General features: G+C 70.4%; 22 protein-coding genes and 2 pseudogenes. 12 read left to right on the top strand and 12 right to left on the bottom strand.

Annotated elements, in window-relative coordinates:
- Positions 1–48 precede the first annotated feature (48 nt).
- Positions 49–786, bottom strand: coding sequence for a matrixin family metalloprotease (locus tag LP418_RS06895; protein WP_257955762.1), 738 nt, complete (start codon positions 784–786; stop codon positions 49–51).
- A gap of 101 nt (positions 787–887) precedes the next feature.
- On the opposite strand from LP418_RS06895, the gene LP418_RS06890 reads away from it, so the two are divergent.
- From LP418_RS06890 to LP418_RS06855, 8 genes are all read left to right on the top strand, one after another.
- Positions 888–1,307, top strand: a complete 420-nt coding sequence (locus tag LP418_RS06890) for a hypothetical protein (protein ID WP_257955761.1) — start codon at positions 888–890, stop codon at positions 1,305–1,307.
- Positions 1,308–1,629: 322 nt separating this feature from the next.
- Positions 1,630–2,358 carry a hypothetical protein gene (locus LP418_RS06885; RefSeq protein ID WP_257955760.1) on the top strand — a complete coding sequence of 243 codons (729 nt, stop codon included), beginning with the start codon at positions 1,630–1,632 and terminating at the stop codon, positions 2,356–2,358.
- 110 nt (positions 2,359–2,468) lie between these two features.
- On the top strand, positions 2,469–4,589 hold the full coding sequence (locus tag LP418_RS06880; RefSeq protein WP_257955759.1) for a sensor histidine kinase: 2,121 nt from the start codon (positions 2,469–2,471) through the stop codon (positions 4,587–4,589).
- Positions 4,590–4,604: 15 nt separating this feature from the next.
- Positions 4,605–5,024, top strand: coding sequence for a roadblock/LC7 domain-containing protein (locus LP418_RS06875; RefSeq protein ID WP_257955758.1), 420 nt, complete (start codon positions 4,605–4,607; stop codon positions 5,022–5,024).
- Positions 5,025–5,210: 186 nt separating this feature from the next.
- Positions 5,211–5,411, top strand: coding sequence for a DUF742 domain-containing protein (locus LP418_RS06870; protein WP_257955757.1), 201 nt, complete (start codon positions 5,211–5,213; stop codon positions 5,409–5,411).
- 155 nt (positions 5,412–5,566) lie between these two features.
- Positions 5,567–5,986, top strand: a complete 420-nt coding sequence (locus LP418_RS06865) for a GTP-binding protein (RefSeq protein ID WP_257955756.1) — start codon at positions 5,567–5,569, stop codon at positions 5,984–5,986.
- A gap of 5 nt (positions 5,987–5,991) precedes the next feature.
- On the top strand, positions 5,992–6,303 hold the full coding sequence (locus LP418_RS06860) for a hypothetical protein (RefSeq protein ID WP_257955755.1): 312 nt from the start codon (positions 5,992–5,994) through the stop codon (positions 6,301–6,303).
- Positions 6,212–6,799, top strand: a complete 588-nt coding sequence (locus LP418_RS06855) for a transporter substrate-binding domain-containing protein (RefSeq protein ID WP_257955754.1) — start codon at positions 6,212–6,214, stop codon at positions 6,797–6,799. Before LP418_RS06860 ends, LP418_RS06855 begins: the two co-directional genes overlap by 92 nt.
- 52 nt (positions 6,800–6,851) lie before the next feature.
- Here the strand turns inward: LP418_RS06855 and LP418_RS06850 are convergent, their stop codons facing one another.
- The 5 genes from LP418_RS06850 to LP418_RS29795 form a co-directional block, all read right to left on the bottom strand.
- Positions 6,852–7,205, bottom strand: coding sequence for a hypothetical protein (locus tag LP418_RS06850; protein ID WP_257955753.1), 354 nt, complete (start codon positions 7,203–7,205; stop codon positions 6,852–6,854).
- A complete protein-coding gene (locus tag LP418_RS06845; protein WP_257955752.1) occupies positions 7,202–7,552 on the bottom strand; it encodes a hypothetical protein in 351 nt (116 codons plus the stop codon). The genes LP418_RS06850 and LP418_RS06845 overlap by 4 nt, the downstream gene beginning before the upstream one ends.
- Positions 7,549–8,337 (bottom strand): calcium:proton antiporter, encoded by a 789-nt coding sequence (locus tag LP418_RS06840; protein ID WP_257955751.1) that lies wholly within the window; start codon positions 8,335–8,337, stop codon positions 7,549–7,551. The genes LP418_RS06845 and LP418_RS06840 overlap by 4 nt, the downstream gene beginning before the upstream one ends.
- A gap of 26 nt (positions 8,338–8,363) precedes the next feature.
- Positions 8,364–9,098: a GTP pyrophosphokinase gene (locus tag LP418_RS06835; protein ID WP_336275921.1), complete on the bottom strand. Its 735-nt coding sequence runs from the start codon at positions 9,096–9,098 to the stop codon at positions 8,364–8,366.
- Between the two features lie 79 nt (positions 9,099–9,177).
- Positions 9,178–9,555 carry a hypothetical protein gene (locus tag LP418_RS29795; RefSeq protein WP_272496319.1) on the bottom strand — a complete coding sequence of 126 codons (378 nt, stop codon included), beginning with the start codon at positions 9,553–9,555 and terminating at the stop codon, positions 9,178–9,180.
- Here LP418_RS29795 and LP418_RS06830 point away from each other — a divergent pair.
- A complete protein-coding gene (locus LP418_RS06830) occupies positions 9,544–9,900 on the top strand; it encodes a hypothetical protein (RefSeq protein WP_257955750.1) in 357 nt (118 codons plus the stop codon). The two genes, LP418_RS29795 and LP418_RS06830, sit on opposite strands and share 12 nt — an antisense overlap.
- A 13-nt stretch (positions 9,901–9,913) precedes the next feature.
- Here LP418_RS06830 and LP418_RS06825 read toward each other — a convergent pair whose 3' ends face one another.
- Positions 9,914–10,198 (bottom strand): uracil-DNA glycosylase family protein, encoded by a 285-nt coding sequence (locus LP418_RS06825; RefSeq protein ID WP_257955749.1) that lies wholly within the window; start codon positions 10,196–10,198, stop codon positions 9,914–9,916.
- 61 nt (positions 10,199–10,259) lie between these two features.
- Positions 10,260–10,484: pseudogene (locus LP418_RS30415) on the bottom strand (uracil-DNA glycosylase family protein); the annotation flags it as partial.
- A 300-nt stretch (positions 10,485–10,784) separates the two neighbouring features.
- Here LP418_RS30415 and LP418_RS06820 point away from each other — a divergent pair.
- Complete coding sequence (locus LP418_RS06820; protein WP_257955748.1) at positions 10,785–11,099, top strand: hypothetical protein; 315 nt, start codon at positions 10,785–10,787, stop codon at positions 11,097–11,099.
- Here LP418_RS06820 and LP418_RS06815 read toward each other — a convergent pair.
- The 3 genes from LP418_RS06815 to LP418_RS06805 form a co-directional block, all read right to left on the bottom strand.
- The gene (locus LP418_RS06815) at positions 11,048–11,362 is read right to left on the bottom strand and encodes a hypothetical protein (RefSeq protein WP_257955747.1); all 315 of its coding nucleotides are present in this window, start codon (positions 11,360–11,362) and stop codon (positions 11,048–11,050) included. The two genes, LP418_RS06820 and LP418_RS06815, sit on opposite strands and share 52 nt — an antisense overlap.
- A complete protein-coding gene (locus LP418_RS06810; RefSeq protein WP_257955746.1) occupies positions 11,359–11,943 on the bottom strand; it encodes a phosphodiester glycosidase family protein in 585 nt (194 codons plus the stop codon). Before LP418_RS06810 ends, LP418_RS06815 begins: the two co-directional genes overlap by 4 nt.
- Positions 11,944–12,014: 71 nt before the next feature.
- Positions 12,015–12,581: a hypothetical protein gene (locus tag LP418_RS06805; RefSeq protein ID WP_257955745.1), complete on the bottom strand. Its 567-nt coding sequence runs from the start codon at positions 12,579–12,581 to the stop codon at positions 12,015–12,017.
- Between the two features lie 152 nt (positions 12,582–12,733).
- Here LP418_RS06805 and LP418_RS06800 point away from each other — a divergent pair, with 152 nt between their 5' ends.
- Positions 12,734–13,885 carry a site-specific DNA-methyltransferase gene (locus LP418_RS06800; RefSeq protein WP_257955744.1) on the top strand — a complete coding sequence of 384 codons (1,152 nt, stop codon included), beginning with the start codon at positions 12,734–12,736 and terminating at the stop codon, positions 13,883–13,885.
- A gap of 310 nt (positions 13,886–14,195) precedes the next feature.
- Here the strand turns inward: LP418_RS06800 and LP418_RS06795 are convergent, their stop codons facing one another.
- Complete coding sequence (locus LP418_RS06795) at positions 14,196–15,602, bottom strand: WS/DGAT/MGAT family O-acyltransferase (RefSeq protein ID WP_257955743.1); 1,407 nt, start codon at positions 15,600–15,602, stop codon at positions 14,196–14,198.
- A 337-nt stretch (positions 15,603–15,939) separates the two neighbouring features.
- Here LP418_RS06795 and LP418_RS30410 point away from each other — a divergent pair.
- Positions 15,940–16,116: pseudogene (locus tag LP418_RS30410) on the top strand (FUSC family protein); the annotation flags it as partial.
- Positions 16,117–16,381 lie beyond the last annotated feature (265 nt).

The following is a 16,381-nucleotide window of genomic DNA, read 5'->3' as shown; positions in this document are numbered from 1 at the left end:
CCGCCGACGGAGCACGCGCGGAACCCCGGTTTCGCAATCTGTGGACAACTACGCGCAGGGAAGCGCGCCCACTCGGGCCAACCCCTCGCGATCGCCGGGACCGAAGTCGATCTGCCCATTGTTCGTGTTGGCCATCAGCTCGGTCGGCTCGTTGACGTGATCGAGCCCCACGACGTGCGCGAGCTCGTGCAGCACGATCGCCTCCATGGTCTGCGGCCGCCTCGCGATCTCGAGCGTGGTGAAGACATCCGTGTCGAGGGCCACGGCACCGGTCACGTAGTAGCGGCGCCCGAGGACTCCCTCCTCGGCAGCGCCACCGCCGATGCCGGCGATGTCTCCCGCGAGCTCCGGGAACTCGGCCGGCGAGCCCCACCCGATGACCACCGGTCGGTCCGTGCCGAGCGGCACGAACTGGGCCCTGAACGGCCGCTCGTCCGTGGCCCCCTCGTCCTCGAAGGTGAGCCCGGTCGCGGCGGACACACGCTCGACGGCGCGAGCGATCAGGTCCGCACCACCGTCCGGCCCGTTGGCCGGATTGACCCGGCAGCGGACCGGCCGACACGGGTCCCAGCCGACGGGCTCGGCGCTGCCCGGCTGCGTCATCGCGAACGCGAAGATGCCGCCCGGGTCCTCGACCGGCCGGGCGGGCAGCCCGCGCTCGGAGCCGAGGCCCAGCGTGCGGCGTACGGACTCCATCGGTGACGAGGGAAGGAACAGCACCACCATCGTGACGATCACAGCCGTCACGACGATCGAGATCGCTGTGTTGAAGCTGAGTCCGCGCACACGACGATTGTTGTCCACGCACGTTGTCCACAGACGGCGATCGCTCGTCATCGAGTTCCGACCGCGCAGAGCATGAGGCAGGTGGGCTAGCGTTGGCACCGATGTCAGACGACTACTGCGACCTGTGTGACCTACCCAAGTCGACGTGCGTGCACGGGATGCCGCCCGCACCCCCGCCGCCGCCGGCCCCGGTCAGGGCACCCCGCGTGAGCACTCCCCGCGCTGCGAAGGCCGCGGCACCCGCCGTACCCACGCGTCGGGCCCCGCGGAAGTGGACACCGCCCGAGGACTTCACGCCCCACATCATCGGCGTGCTCGAGGCGGCCGGCGGCGAGCTGGACACCGACGATGTCTTCACCGCGCTCGAGTCGCGGCTTGCCGAGGAGCTGCTCGACGGCGACCGCCAGCTCACGCCTGAGGGCGAGCTGCGGTGGAGGTATGCCGCACGGCGGGCCCGGCAGGCGATGATCAAGGACGGATTGATGAGCAAGGGCGCCCCGGGCGTATGGTCCCTGACCTGAGCCGAAGTCGGCTCCGAACGCCGATCGGCGCACTGGCCCCCAAACGGGCTCGTCCCATAGGCTGTCTAGACAATCAGGGTGGGCTAGTTCTGCAATTCCGCCACGCGGGGTCCCCCTGTTCTCTATCTTGAGTTTGCCCTGTGCGGGGCATCCGTCCACGGGCGGAGCGAAGATGAAAGTCATGGGGTTCACATGAGCGACCAGAGCCCGTCCCTGGGGACGCGACTCGCGCCTCGCCGTCTCTGGCTGGCCACTGCGGCGCAAGGTTGCGCTCGCGCTGGCGATCCCGCTGCTCCTCGCGGCCGCCTTCGGTGGTCTCCGCGTGACCAACGACCTGGAGGAGTCGAGCAACGCCTCGGCCTCCACCCAGCAGGTCACCGTCCTCGAACCTGCCATCGCCTACCTCACCGTGGCCGAAGAGGGCATGGTGGCGGCCCAGTCGACCACCGGCACCAGCCAGAACGAGCTGGACGACGCGCTGGTGGAGATCAAGGACGCCGCCGCCGAGCTGTTGAAGGCCCGTGACGACGCCGACCTCACGCCCGGACAGAGCCGACAGGTCGACGTCATCCTCGACCTCAGCCGCTCGCTGCGCGACGAGGCCACCGGTCCGGTCAGCCCCGGCACTGGATCGCCCAGCTCCGCCAGATGCAGTCGGGTGTCACCCAGCTCATCACCTCGATCATCAACGAGCAGCTCACGCCCGAGCCGCGACTCGAGCTCCTCTCGCAGACGCTCGGTGGTCGTTTCGCGCTCGCCATGCAGCAGGCGCTGGCGGCGACCGAACGCTCCGGTCGCACCGGCTCGCTCGCCCTCTTCGCCGAGCTGGGCGCCGAGAGCGCCGCGCTCGACCGTCTCGCCGGCCAGCTCGGTGACGCCGAGGGGTTCGATCCGGGCCCTGCGCACCAACAACGGAGAGCGCACCCTCGAGGTCCGCACGGGTGGCACCACCCCCGACCTCGGCGGCGCCGACGCCTACGACGACTACGACAAGCTGCAGGCCACGCTGCTCGACGGCGTGGACCGGGGAGCTGTCCGACAAGGCCTCTGACGCCCGCAGCAGCGCCCTGCTCAACGCGCTGCTCACCCTGATCGCCCCCGGCCGCGGCCATCGCGCTCGCCTTCCTGATCTCGCGCACCATCGTCAACCCGATCCGCCGGGTGCGAGAGAGCGCGCCCCGAGTCGCCCGGCAGGACCTGCCCGACGCCGTCGCCCGCATCCGGTCCGGTTCCGAACCGGGCCCGATCAAGAGCGTCGACGTACACACCCGGGAAGAGGTCGGCCAGCTCGCGAGGGCCGTGGACGACCTCCACCAGCAGGCCGTCACGCTCGCCTCCGGCGAGGCCAAGCTGCGAACCCGGGTCGGCGAGATGTTCGTGACGCTCTCGCGTCGCAACACCACCCTGATCAACCAGCAGCTCAACCTCATCGAGGCGCTGGAGAGCGACGAAGAGGACCCCAAGCGGCTCGAGAGCCTCTTCCGCCTCGACCACCTCGCGGCTCGCATGCGGCGTACGGCGGACTCGCTGCTCATCCTCGCCGACGCGCCCACGCGGTCGGCCGGCTGGGAGAGCGTCTCCATTGCCGAGACCCTGCAGGCCGCGACCGCGGGTGTGACCGACTACCAGCGGGTGCGGATCGAGTCCACGCTCCCGCTCCCGGTCAACGAGTCGGCCGCCGGCGACCTCGTGCACATGGTCACCGAGCTCGTGGACAACTCGCTGTCCTACTCCTCGCCGCACACCAGCGTCGTGCTGGGCGCGACCGAGACCGACAACGGCGTCACCATCACCGTCACCGACTCCGGCCTCGGCATCCCGGTCGACGAGCTCAGGCAGATCAACGAAAACCTGCGCACCGGCGTCGAGGTCACCCCCGACACCGCGCGCCGCATGGGTCTGTTCGTGGTCAGCCGGCTCGCCCAGCGGCACGGCGTCACTGTCACCCTGAAGGCCAACACCGGCGATGGAACGACCGCCTTCGTCCACGTCCCCAACGCGATCCTGCCCGCGCGTGCCCACATCGACCCGGTCGAGGCCGAGGTCGAGGCGGTCGTCGAGGAGACGCCGGCCGAGGTCGTCGAGACGCAGGTCCTGTCGGCCGGTGCGGTCGAGGAGTCCGACGACACCGAGCTCCCCGCGCCGACGAAGCTGCCGGTGCGTGGTTCGGCCGAGGTCGACGCGTCCGACCCGCTCGGCATCGGCGACTCGCACCTGTCGTCCAACCGGGGCCTGCCGACCCGCGAGCGTGGCGCCACCCTGTCGCACCTCACCGCGGCCGGCCTCCAGCTGCCCACGGGCGGCGACGAAGACACCGCCGAGCCCGAGGCGCCCCGCGAGGTCAAGCGCGCGACCGGCGCCATGCCGTTGCGTTCGAAGCGCGACCTGACCGTCGCCCCGGCCGTCGTCGCCGTACCCGACCTGCCGAAGGACGAGGCCGAGGTCGAGGTCGAAGCTCCCATCGAAGACGAGGTCGTCACCGAGACCTTCGTCGAGGAGCCCGTCCACGAGGAGACTGTCCACGAGCCGGCTGTCGAGGAGACCGTCCACGAGCCGGTCCCCGAGCCCGAGCCCCAGCCCGAGCCGGAGGCCCTCGTCGAGGAGGAGCCCGAGGAGACCCCGGAGTCCCACATCGCGGCCCTGATGGCCAAGATCCGCCCGCAGCGCGGCCGGCTGCCGATCCCCGACTACGAGGACGTCGACCACGCCGCGATCCTGCAGATGCCGATGCGCGATCGCGGTTCGCTCGGCGACCCGCTGACCGACCCGCTGCCCCCCGAGGACGACGAGGCGGTGGAGGCGGTTGCCGAGGTCGAGGCAGTCGAGGAGTCGTGGCTCGAGGACACCACCGAGGCGCCCGCCGCCATCCCGGTGTCCGAGCCGGTCTTCGACACCGAGACCGCACCCACCTACTCGGAAGCAGTCGCACCAACGGAGGTGGAGCAGCCAGCTCCCTACTCCGCGCAGGTCGAAGAGCCCGCCATCAACGGATCCGCCGGGTCCTCGTGGCTCAGCACCGACGAGGAGGACCGCGCCCGGACCTCCACTGAGGTGGAGGCCGGGTGGGCGCGCGCCGACACGGTCGCGGAGACTCACGACGAAGCAACCAACGATTCCGGTCTTCCGGTACGCCGCCCGGGTGCACGCCTCGTGCCCGGTAGCGTCACCAAGCCCGTGGGGGCAGCCGGCCGCGACCCCGAAGCCATCCGAGCCCGTCTATCCGCACACAAGGCTGGTGTCCGCCGTGGACGTACTGCCTCCGTGCCTGCCGACGACCAGTAAGAAAGTAGAAGAGAAATGACCGAGTCCCAAGGCATCTCCGCCACCGACAACAACCTGAACTGGCTGGTGTCTCGCTTCGTCGAGGAGGTGACCGACGCCGCGCACGCGATCCCGGTGTCGGCCGACGGCCTCCTGATGGCGGAGAGCCAGAGCATCCCGGGCGAGCGCGCCGAGCAGGTGGCGGCCGTCTCGTCCGGCCTCGCCAGCTCGGCCGTGGGTGCCGCTCGTCTCTTCGACGGCGGCGCAGTGCTGCAGACCGTCGTGGAGATGGAGCACGGCTACCTCATGCTCATGAGCGTGGGCGACGGCTCCAACCTCACGGTCCTGACTGAAGAGGATGCCGACATCGGTCAGGTCGGCTACGAGATGGCCCTGCTCGTGGAGCGGGTCGGCCAGACGGTTCAGGCCGAGGCCCGCGTCAGTTCGTCGAACTGAGGCGTGAACGGTCGTGGCACCAGTTGAGTCGGACGGCTCGGAGGAAGCGGTCAACAGACCACGCTTCGTCCGGCCGTACACCATCACCTCAGGGCGGACCCACGCGACGGTGGACCTGCCCATGGAGGCGACCCTGCGCCCGGAGCCCGGGGATGACGGCGCCTCGGTGAGCGCCGCCGCGCTCCAGTGCTCGAGGTGTGTGACCGACGCTCCGTCGCCGAGTGCGCAGCACTCGTCAAGATGCCCATCGGCGTCGTGCGCGTCCTGCTCAGCGACCTCGTCGAGCACGGCTACATCCGCGTACAAGCAACCATCACCGAGAACTCGTCCAAGGACGAGCGGATAGAGCTCATCGAAAGGACCCTCCGTGGACTCCGCACCTACTAGCCCCCCGCGTAAGGCTGCGTCGACGAAGATCGTCATCGCCGGCGGATTCGGCGTCGGCAAGACAACCTTGGTCGGCTCTGTCTCGGAGATCCAGCCGCTGCGCACCGAGGCGCTCGTGACCAACGAGTCGGAGGGCGTCGACAACCCTGGATGCGGTGCCGTCCAAGGCGACGACGACCGTCGCCATGGACTTCGGTCGACTGACTCTGGGCGAGGACCTGATCCTCTACCTCTTCGGCACTCCCGGCCAGCGTCGCTTCTGGTTCATGTGGGACGACCTGTGCCTCGGTGCGATCGGCGCCATCGTCATCGTCGACACTGCGCGGCTCGACGAGTCGTTCTCCCCGCTGGACTACTTCGAGGCCAAGGGGCTGCCGTTCATCGTGGCGGTCAACGAGTTCAACGGCGTCAACCAGTACACCCTCGACCGGGTCAAGGCTGCGCTCGCGCTGCCGCCCGAGGTGCCGATCATCTCGATCGACGCCCGCGACCGGGAGTCCGCCAAGGCCGCGCTCATCCGCGTCACCGAATACGCCCCGGAGCACCTCACCCGGACCCCGGCTGGTGCGAGCTGATGCGCATGACTCGTACGCCGATGGCGCGGGTCGCCGTCGCTTCGGTGGCGATCCTCGCGTTGGCCGCCTGCGGCTCCGGGGAGGGTGCGAGCACCTCGAGCGCGCCGAAGCCGAAGCTGATCAAGGACGGCACCCTGCTGGTGTGCACGTCACTGCCCTACGAGCCGTTCGAGTTCGAGCAGGACGGCGAGGTCGTCGGCTTTCGACATCGACCTCGTCAACGAGGTGGCGGCCGCCCCGGACCTGAAGCCCGAATACGTCAACGAGGACTTCGCTGCCATCTCGTCGGGCGAGCTGTTCAACAGCGAGACCTGTGACGTCGCCGCGGCGGCGATGTCGATCAGCGGTGACCGCGCTCGCGTCATCGACTTCTCCAGTCCCTACTTCAACGCCACGCAGGTGATGGTGGTGCAGAAGGGCAGCGGGATCGACTCGCTCAACGACCTCGCCGGTGGAAATGTCGCCGTACAGGAAGACACGACCGGCGAGCTGTATGCCACCGACCATGCGCCGACCGGCACCCAGATCGTGCAGTTCGAAAACGTCCGGGACGTCGACTCGGCGCTCAGCGGTGGCACCGTCGACGCGGGGATCTACGACAACAACATCGTCAAGGACGCGATCGAGCGCCACCCGGACTTCGAGGTCGTGGCGGAGTTCGACACCGGCGAGCAGTACGGCATGGCCGTCAAGAAGGACGCCAACGTCGACCTGCTGCGGGTGATCAACGACGTGCTCGCCGATCTCCGGGAGAGCGGCCGCTACGACGAGATCTATCAGACCTGGTTCGGCAAGACAGCGCCCCAGACGTAGAACCACCCAGCTCGGATCGGCCCGTCGCCTCGTGCGGCGGGCCGATCGCACGTCAGCGGTAGATCAGCCCGATCCCGATCGCGGTGGGGATCAGCCCGACGAGCAGCCACGGGGTGAGGGGCTTCTTGCCGTGGATCACGAACGCCACGGCCACGGCGATCACGCCGAACGCGCCCGCGATCAGGCACAGGCCGACCCGGGCTCCCGGCCGCGGGTCGTCGAGGAACAGCGCCGCGATGATCAGCCCCATCACCGGGTGGAAGATCGTGGTCACGGCCAGCGCCGACATCACCCACCGCTGCACCCGGCTGAGGCTCTTGTCCTCGGCCGCGTGGTCACGCACGGGGCGCGGCGCGTTGGGGTCCATCAGGTGGCTGCGGCGCTTCGGTTGGGCCGGCTCTGTCATGAGGTGATCTCTCGGTTCTCGGGGGCTAGGGGGCGATGGTCAAGAAGATGAAGGATGCCAGCAGCACCCGGGTGTACGCCGCCCCGGAGGGGCTTCGCACGACCCGGGACCACCGTCAGGATGCCCACGACCACGGTCAGGAACAACAGCACGATCTGCACGTTGTCCGGGCCGAGGGCCAGCGGCCCGTCCAGCCAGATCGAGGCGATGGCAATGGTCGGGATGGTCAGGCCGATCGAGGCCATGGCCGATCCCATCGCGAGGTTGAGGCTGACCTGCACCTTCTCGCGGGCGGCCGCTCGCACGGCGGCGATGGACTCCGGCAGCAGCACCAGCAGGGCGATCACGACGCCGACGACGGCGTGGGGAACCCCGGGGCCGCGACCCCGTCCTCGATGGCCGGGGAGATGATCTTGGCGAGCCCGACCACGGCGACCAGCGAGACGACGAGGAATCCGGCGCTCCACGCGGTCGTGCGGTTGTCGGGCGGGTCCGCATGGCCGTCGTCGTCGAGGTCGGCGTGGCCGGTGGCCTCGAGGTTCTGGCCGTCCTTGTCGACGGGCAGGAAGAAGTCACGGTGCCGGATGGTCTGGGTGAAGACGAACAGGCCATAGAGCACCAGCGACGCGATGGCCGCGAAGGCGAGCTGTGGACCGGTGTAGATCGGCCCCGGCTCGGAGGTGGTGAAGGACGGCAGCACCGGGCAGACGGTGGCGAGCGTGATCACCGTGGCCAGCATCGAGCCGGTGCCCTCGGGGTTGAACACGGCCGGGTGGTGCTTCAGCGCGCTGACCAGCAGGGACAGCCCGACGATGCCGTTGACGCTGATCATCACGGCCGCGAAGACGGTGTCGCGGGCCAGCCCGGAGGTGTCCTTGTCGGCGGTGATCATCAGGGTCACGATCAGCGCCACCTCGATGACGGTGACCGCCACCGCCAGCACGAGGGAGCCGAGCGGTTCGCCGACGCGGTGCGCGACCACTTCGGCGTGGTGGACGGCCGCGAGCACGGCGGCGATCAGCACGAGCGCGACCGGGCCGAGGACGACCGGACCCGGGTGTCGACCCCACGTGGCGGCCGGGAGTGCCGCAGCCGGGACCGGGGTGACGGTGGTCCGGGAGAGGCGCGGCATGCCCCAACCCTAGTAAGCCAGTCGAATCAACCGTCGGGGGAGTTCAGCTTCTCGAGGCGCTCGGTGAGCTTCTCCACACGGTGTGCGTTGCCCTTCAGGTCGACGTACTGCTGGCCGAAGATCGCGAGGAGGGCGTCGTCGAGCCTGCGCACGGCGCCCGCGGGATAGCGATAGCCCATGCGCCGGATGATCGCGTCGGCGTCGACGGAGGTGAGCAGCCCGGCGAGCTCGTCGAGGGACGTGACGCCCAGCTCGAGCAGCAGGCCGCCGATCCAGCCGTAGTGGTCCGTGTGCGACCAGCCGGCGTCGGCGTACTGGCTGGCGAGGAAGGAGGCGAGGTCCTGCCCGCTGATGCGGGGGTCGCTCGGGTCGGCCTCGCTGAGCGAGGTGGGGGCCACTGCCCGGAGGCGCTCGCGGATGGTCGAGAACTCACGGTCGGCCAGCTCGAGCAGGCCGGCGGCGAGGGTGAAGCGCCGGTCGAGGTCGGGGACGTACTCCTCGGGAACGGTGCCCTTGTAGCGGATGTCGTGCTCGAACTCCGCCCACGCGTGCTGCAGGACCGTGCGCACCTGCACGCTCGCCCGGTGACCGCGGAGCTGGTCGTACGGCGCTCGGTGCTGCTCCCCGTCGGGCGGGTCGGGCGTCACCAGCAGGTGTCGGCTGGCGTAGCCGAAGCCGCCGGCCCGCGCGGTCTCCTGACCCATGTCGCGGTCGTCGAGGATGGTCAGCTCGTCGTCGAGGAGCTCCGCGACCGCCGCCACGTCGCTGTGGACGTAGGTGATGACGCGGACGCCGATCTGGTCCGTGATCTGGCTGAGCGGGTCGGGATAGAGGAGCTGGTCACCGACGGTCCCGCGCGGCCTTCGCCGCGAACGAGGCGACGCTCTTCGTCCGGCCGGTGACGCTGAGGTAGTTGATGCCCGCGTCGTCGAGCAGCGTGGTGATCAGCTCGACGAAGTGCTCGGTCGGCGTCACGAGTCCCGGTTGCTGCGCGGCGTAGGCGCGCACGGCCTCGCGGACGGGCTGGTCGGCTGGCAGATCGGCTGGTTGGTCGGGGGACGGCACGGGCACAGCCTGCCGTGTGGGTCGCAAACCGTCCACAGACACCGTGACGTCGCCGGCTCTCCACAGGTCGTACGGCGAAGCACCGGTGTTGTCGGTGGGGGTCCGCACGGTGGGTAGAGGAAGCCCGAAGGAGGAACTCAGATGACCCAGCACCCCCCGGCCGATCATCGGCTCAGCGTGACCCCGGCACTCGAGCCCGGGGACGCGGCGTTCCTGGCCGGGTTCGCCCGGCAGCCGGGAGCCATGGCCCGGATCTGGCCCGGCCAGCCCGCGGTGGCATCGCCGTGGGTTCCGTGCGACCAGGGGTGCTGCCTGCTCCCGGTGCCGCGAGGAGCCAACGTCGACACGGCCGGGCAGTGGCTCCGGTTCATCATCCGCGAGTTCCTCGGCGACGCGCATCGCGTCGACGGCTGGGTCGGTGTCGCGGGGCCGCTCGGGCGTGGGGCGTGCCTGCTGATCGTGGAGGCCGGCGACGTCTTCGAGGGAGTGGCGTCGTGACCGCCCGGGTCGGTCAGTCGATGATGCCCGCCGCGCGCGCCGGCTCGGCATATGCCGCCGCCGGGGTCGCGATCGTGTGGTGGGCGTTGAGGCCGCTCGGGTTGGGGACCACCCACAGCTCGGCGGCACCCAGCGGCTTCGGCTGGCGGCCGATGAGCGCCTTGCGGTCCCCGAACGCCCGGCGATATGCCGTGATGCCCGCGACCGCGACGACGCGCGGCTCCAGCTCGATGACCAGCTCCAGCAGCCGGTCTCCGCCCGCGCGCAGCTCGTCGGCCGTCAGCTCGTCGGCCCGCACGGTGGCGCGCCGGACCAAAGTTGGTGATCCCGAGTCCGCGTGCGCGGAAGTAGGCGCGGTCCTCGTTGTCCATGCCGGCCGCGGCGTCGATGGGTCGCTCGATGATGCCGGCCTGCAGCAGGGCGGGGTAGAAGCGGTTCACCGGGTGCGCGAAGTGAGTCTGCGTCGCGGCGGTCCACAGGCCCGGGTTGATGCCCACGAAGAGCAGCCGCAGACCCGGTCCGAGCAGGTCAGGGACCTCGGCGTCGTGGAACGACTCGAGCTCCGCGCGGGTGAACTGGGCCATGGCGCGAGCCTAGGGCGTGGCTGGCCCCACGGCGGAACCCCTCCGCCCGGGCTATCGTCCTAGTGCCATGAGTCAAAGTTCCCTGCGCGTGACCGCCGCCTGCGCCGTCCTGCTGCTCTCCGCCGCGGCGGGCTGCGGCAGCGAGACCGCGGACACTGACGATTCCGGCTCGGCGACGGACCCCACGTCGGAGTCCACGTCGGAGTCCACGTCGCAGACGGTGGAGCCCGACTCGTCCTCGGGGTCGGGGGCGAGCGTCCCGGTCGGCGGGATCGTCGAGCCAGACCAGGAGCCGTCATCGTGGAGGCGTCCAACGTGGACGGCGAGACCACCCCCGGGCCAGTGCCCCCGGTCGACGACAAGTCGGTGGAGGCCTTCTTGTCCGCGACCGACGCTGGACTGGCCGCCAAGGTGCGTGCCGCCGTGGCTGAGGTGGCGGTCCCCGCGGGCAGCACCCTCTTCGGGGCGGTCGTCTCGGTGGGCTGTGACACCCCCACCGCCGTCAGCTGGGTGACGACCTTCGACGGCATCGAGGTCACCCCCACCGTGCCGAAGTCGGGCGTTCAGTGCACGGTGCCGGTCACCTCGGTCGCGCTGTTCCCGGTGCCCAACTGACCGACGTCCCCCGAGGTCAGGCCGGTGGTGTCGTGGTCGGTGGTGTCGTGGTCGGCGGGGCCGTGGTGGGCTCGGTCGTCGGTGGCGCCGTCGGCGTGGCGGTCGGGCTCGGCGTGGGCGTGGGGGTAGGGGTGGGGGTCGGCGCCGGGGGGCGGCACGATCGGCGGGAAGACGCCGTTGTAGAAGACGCCGAGCCCGTTCGCGACCTTCCGCTCGACGCCACCCGAGGACGGCTCGTTGATCACGCCCATCTCGCCGGTCACCTTGCAGGGAGTAGAGCGTCGAGGAGCCGCCGCCGTCGAAGTTGAGGGCACTCTCCGCACCCAGCGCGCATCATCGTCGCGAGCTCCACCATGGTGTAGCCGCGGCTGGCTTCGCTGCGCCCGTCGATCACCGGGAGCAGCAGCCTGCGGCCGTCGACGTCCACGCCCACCGCCGTACGCGGGTGCATCAGGCGGTCGTTGATGACGGTCTGCACACCGTTGATCAGCAGCGGCCGGTCGCCGGACACGGCGATCTGCGCGCCGGGCTTGGCCTTGTACTTGAAGGTCGCCTTGCGGCCGACCCGGAGCTCCTTGAGCAGCTTGGCGGCCGAGCCGCGGCCGACCATGACCCGGCCCTTGATCTTGCGGCCCTTGGACAGCACGGCCTTGTTGGAGACGATCTTGCCGTTGACGACGACGACCTCGCGGACGCGCTTCTTCTTCTCGCTGTCGGTGACCGAGTAGCCCTTCGTCCAGCCCCAGTCGGTCGTGTAGAGGCCGATCGAGTTGGGCGCGACGGTCGGGGCGTTGATGCCACTGACGGGCCACCGCGGCCGCTGCCTCAGCTTCGTCTTGGTCACGAGCGGGCCGATCTGCGGCTGGCCGGCGGAGTCGAGGTAGAACGACGCGTTCTCCGGGATCCAGCCGGTGGTCAGAGCCTCGGATCAGGCCGCGCTCGTGGTCGATGCCGACGCCGAGGGCAGCCCCGGTGTCGGAGATGTCGAAGAAGTCGCCGTTCACGGCGCCGATGACCCCGGCGGCGGCGCCCATCTGGCTGACGGTCTGGGTGCGTACGGCGTAGGGCGAGCCGAGGTAGTCCAGCGAGATGTTCGGGGCGTTGAGGTCGATGGTGAGCAGGTTGGCGCGGATCGGGCCGCGGTAGTCGGTCTGGTCCCACTCGCGGATCGTCATGCCGGGTGCGATCTCGTAGGTGACGTCGCTGGTCACCACGGGCGGCGTGGTCCGCGCTCCCGCGCGGCAGCTGACGAGCGATCCGGGGCCGCACCCCGTCAGACGTCTGACCGGGCGTGCCCATCACGGTGCCCGGCTCGCGCAGGGCGCGGCGCTGCAACGGGCCGAGGCCGTCGTCGTCGGCCCGGGTGGAAGCGGGGACGCGGAGCTCGGTGGGTGAGGAGACGGCGGGCGCCGCGACGGCGAGCATCGAGCAGCCGAGGGCGCCGGCGAGCAGGGCAGAGGTCAATCTTGTGGAGGAAGACACGCGTTCCAGAGTAAAGCGGCGGCCTTGCCTCCCGGTCGAGGTCTGTCGCGTGTCGGTGCGGTGCTGGTGGGTCGTGGTCACCAATGGAAGACGAACCCGCCGCGTGGAAGGTTGTCCGTCTCCGGGGGATCGTCGTGACTAGGCTGCCCGGCGTGGGCCGAGCCGTGGACAACGTCTTCATCGAGGGCGACAACCCGGACGTGCTTCCCACCCTCGAGCCGGGCAGCGTCCACCTGATCTACACCGACCCGCCCTACAACACGGGCAACGACTTCGCCTACGTCGACTCGTTCCGCTCGAACGGTGGCGGTCGCGCCGGCCGGCACGAGGCATGGGTCGCGATGATGCGACCGCGCCTGGTGGAGATGCGCGAGGTCCCGGCCGACACGGGCGCGCTGTTCATCAGCATCGACGACAACGAGGCGGCGTACCTCCGGCTGTTGCTCGACGAGGTCTTCGGCGAGGCCAACTTCCCGGCCCAGATCGTCGTCAACCTCAATCCCAAGGGCCGCCAGCTCGGGGGCGGGTTCGCGACCAACCACGAATACCTCCTCGCCTACGCCCGCGACGCCAAGCGCTGCGTGCTCGACGCGAGCAGCCCCGACACGGTCAACGCCGCCGACTTCGGGCAGCTCACCGACGACGGCCGCGCCTTCCGCCACCTCCCGCTGCGCAACACGAACAAGAAGTTCAACCCGGTCACCGCGCCCACCCTCCACTTCCCGGTGTACGGCGACCCGCTGACCGGCGCCGTCGCCACGGCCGGCTTCGACGGCGCCCGGGAGGTGTGGCCCGTCTTCGGCGACGGCCGGCCCGCGGTGTGGCGCTGGTCCCGGCCGCTGATCGAGGAGCGTCCCGACGACCCGGTGTGCCGCGAGATCAACGGCCGCAACGGTTCGCGCGTCGACGTCTTCCAGCGCGACTGGCTGCACCGCGACGGCGGGCGTCGCAAGAAGCTGACCACGATCTGGCTCTCCGAGGAGATCGGCTCCACCGACACCGCGGTCGCCGAGCTGAAGGGCCTGATCGGGCACGTCTTCGAGTCGCCCAAGCCGACCGGTCTGGTGCGCCGGATCCTGTCGATGATGCCGCCCGACGCGGTGGTGCTCGACCCCTTCGCCGGTAGCGGCACCACGGGTCACGCCGTCGCCCTCGCCAACGCCGCCGACGGTGGCAGCCGGCACTGCATCAGCATCAACTCGGGCGAGCCGACCCGCCCCGGGTCCAACGCCGCCAACGCAGGCTTCGCGACGGTCGCCGACATCACCCGCGCCCGGTTGTCCGCGGTGGCGGAGCTTCACTAGGTCGAACAGCCTCTTCGCCGGACGCAACGCGGGACGTCCGACGGTGCGGTCGTCGGGGGAGCCACTTCGTCGGACGTCCCGGGCAACGTCCGACGGTGTGGTCGCCGTACGCGGGGGTCGGCAGTTCGCGGGTGTGTGAGCGTTGATGAGCGTGCCACGTGTCGGCGGGGCGGCCAACTGCCGACGGTGGGCTCGTCGGGGGCAGCCACTTCGTCGGACGCAACGCGGGACGTCCGACGGTGCGGTCGTTGGGGGAGCCACTTCGTCGGACGTCCCGGGCAACGTCCGACGCCAGCGCCAGCGGCAGTTGTCAGATGCCGGCGGCCTTCTCCAGCGCGGTGACTTCCTCGTCGAGGTAGGTCAGCAACCGCTGCAGGTGGGGCACGGTGCGCCGGCAGCCGGTGAGCCCGAAGCACATCAGCCCGTCGTAGGACGTGCAGGTGATGTTGAGCGCCATCCCGTGGATCGGGATCGAGAGCGGGTAGTTGCCCATCAGCTGGGCGCCGTTGAAGTACTGCGTGGTGCGCGGGCCGGGCACGTTGCTGATGATCAGGTTGTACGGCGGTTTGGCGACCCCGCTCATCTTCAGCATCACCGGCAGGATCGCCGGTGCCCGGCCGAGCGCGCTCATGGCGAGGATCTGGATCTGCGTCATCGAGGACAACGCTTCCTTGCCGGCCTTCATCGACTGGTGCACCGAACGCAGGCGGGCGCCGGCGTCGGGGAGCTCGGTGCCCATCTTCACCATGATCGAGCCGACCGCGTTGCCACCGTCGGCGGAGGCCACCTGCGACTCCTTGGCCTTGAGCCCGATCGGCACCATCGCCACCGGGCTGGTGTCGGGCAGCTCGTCGAGCTCCAGCAGGTAGGCCCGCATCGCGCCCGAGCACATCGCGATGACGACGTCGTTGATCGTGGTTCCGGTGGCCTTGCCGATCGCGCGGAGGCGCTCGACCGGCCAGTCCTGCGCGGCGAACCGGCGGGCACCGGTGATCTGCTGGTTGAGGATCGTGCGCGGGGCATAGAGGGACAGGGCCGACGTCTCGTTGCGGATGGACTTGTTCAGCGTGCGGATCAGCGCGCCGGGCATGCCGGCGGCCTCGGCGGTGATGCCCATCGCCGTACGCAACGCGGCCATCGGGACGTCGGACAGGTTGGTCTCCAGCGCCGCCCGGGCGGATGCGGCCCGGGGCGGTCGTTCGCGCTTGGCCCACGGGGCGGGCATGTTGCGCTCGTCGGGGTCGGAGGAGTGGATCGCGGCGAGCAGCCTCATCGCGGAGACACCGTCGACGAGCGCGTGGTGCATCTTGGTGTACATCGCGACCCGGCCGTCGCGGAGTCCCTCGATGACGTGCGCCTCCCACAGCGGCCGGTCCCACGCGAGCCGGGTGCTGTGCAGGCGGCTGGACAGCTCGAGCAGCTCGCGGATCCGGCCGGGCTTGGGCAGCGCGCTGTGGCGGAAGTGGTGCTCGATGTCGAACTGCTCGTCCTCCTCCCACACGAACTGGCCCGCGGTGCGGGCCGAGCGGTGCGGGTGGCGCAGGAAGAGCGGTGCGATCTCCTCCGAGGAGCGCATCTGCTCGTACATGTCACGGACGTAGTTGCGTCCCGCGCCCTCGGGCTTCTTGTAGAGCGCGAGGCCGCCCACGTGCATGGGCATCGACCGGTTCTCGGCGAGCAGGAAGCCGACGGAGGTCGGATCGATCGGTGTCACCATGCGGGAGAGTCCCTCCTCGAGGAAACCCCGATCCTCGCGTGATGTGACCACAGCCACAAGTGGACACGCTCTGGCAGGATCGCCGCCATGGAGGCCAGCCCGCTCGATCGCGCCCCGGTCGCGGGGTCGTACGTCGATGGGCACCCGTGCCCGAGCGACTGCGATCGAAGTCCTTCGCGATCGTGCAGTGCGCGCTCGCGGCAGGGGTGGCCCGGCTGATCGCCAAGGACCTGCTCGGCCACGACACTCCGTTCTTCGCCCCGATCGCCGCCCCCGGTCAGCCTCGGCACGTCCTACGGCCAGCGGCTGCGACGGGTCGCGGAGGTGACCGTCGGGGGTGGCGCTCGGCGTGCTCCTCGGCGACCTGCTGGTGGTCTGGCTCGGGTCCGGCTGGTGGCAGATCGCGCTCGTGGTGGCGCTGGCGATGTCGGCGGCGTTCCTGCTCGACGGCGGCCCGCTGATGGTCACCCGGGCCGCCGTGCAGTCGATCGTGGTCACCACCCTGATCGTCAGCCCGGGCGGAGCCCTGACGCGCTGGACCGACGCCCTGATCGGTGGCGCGGTCGCGCTCGTCGCGGCCACCGTCGTGCCCGCGGCCGCGCTGCGCCGGCCCCGCGAACAGGCCGCGCGAGTGCTGCGCAAGGAGGCCGAGATGCTGCGGACCGCGGCCGACGTGATGATCGGCGGCGACCTCGACCGGGCGCTCGACCTGCTGGCGGACGCCCGCTCGACCGACTACCTGATCGCCGAGCTGCGCAGCGCCGCAGACGAGGGCCCGG

It is taken from the genome of Nocardioides sp. B-3 (genome assembly GCF_024703895.1).
Taxonomy (GTDB): Bacteria; Actinomycetota; Actinomycetes; order Propionibacteriales; family Nocardioidaceae; genus Nocardioides.
The sequence above is the reverse complement of the archived record's forward strand: the minus strand, read 5'-3'. Positions and strand labels throughout refer to the sequence as shown.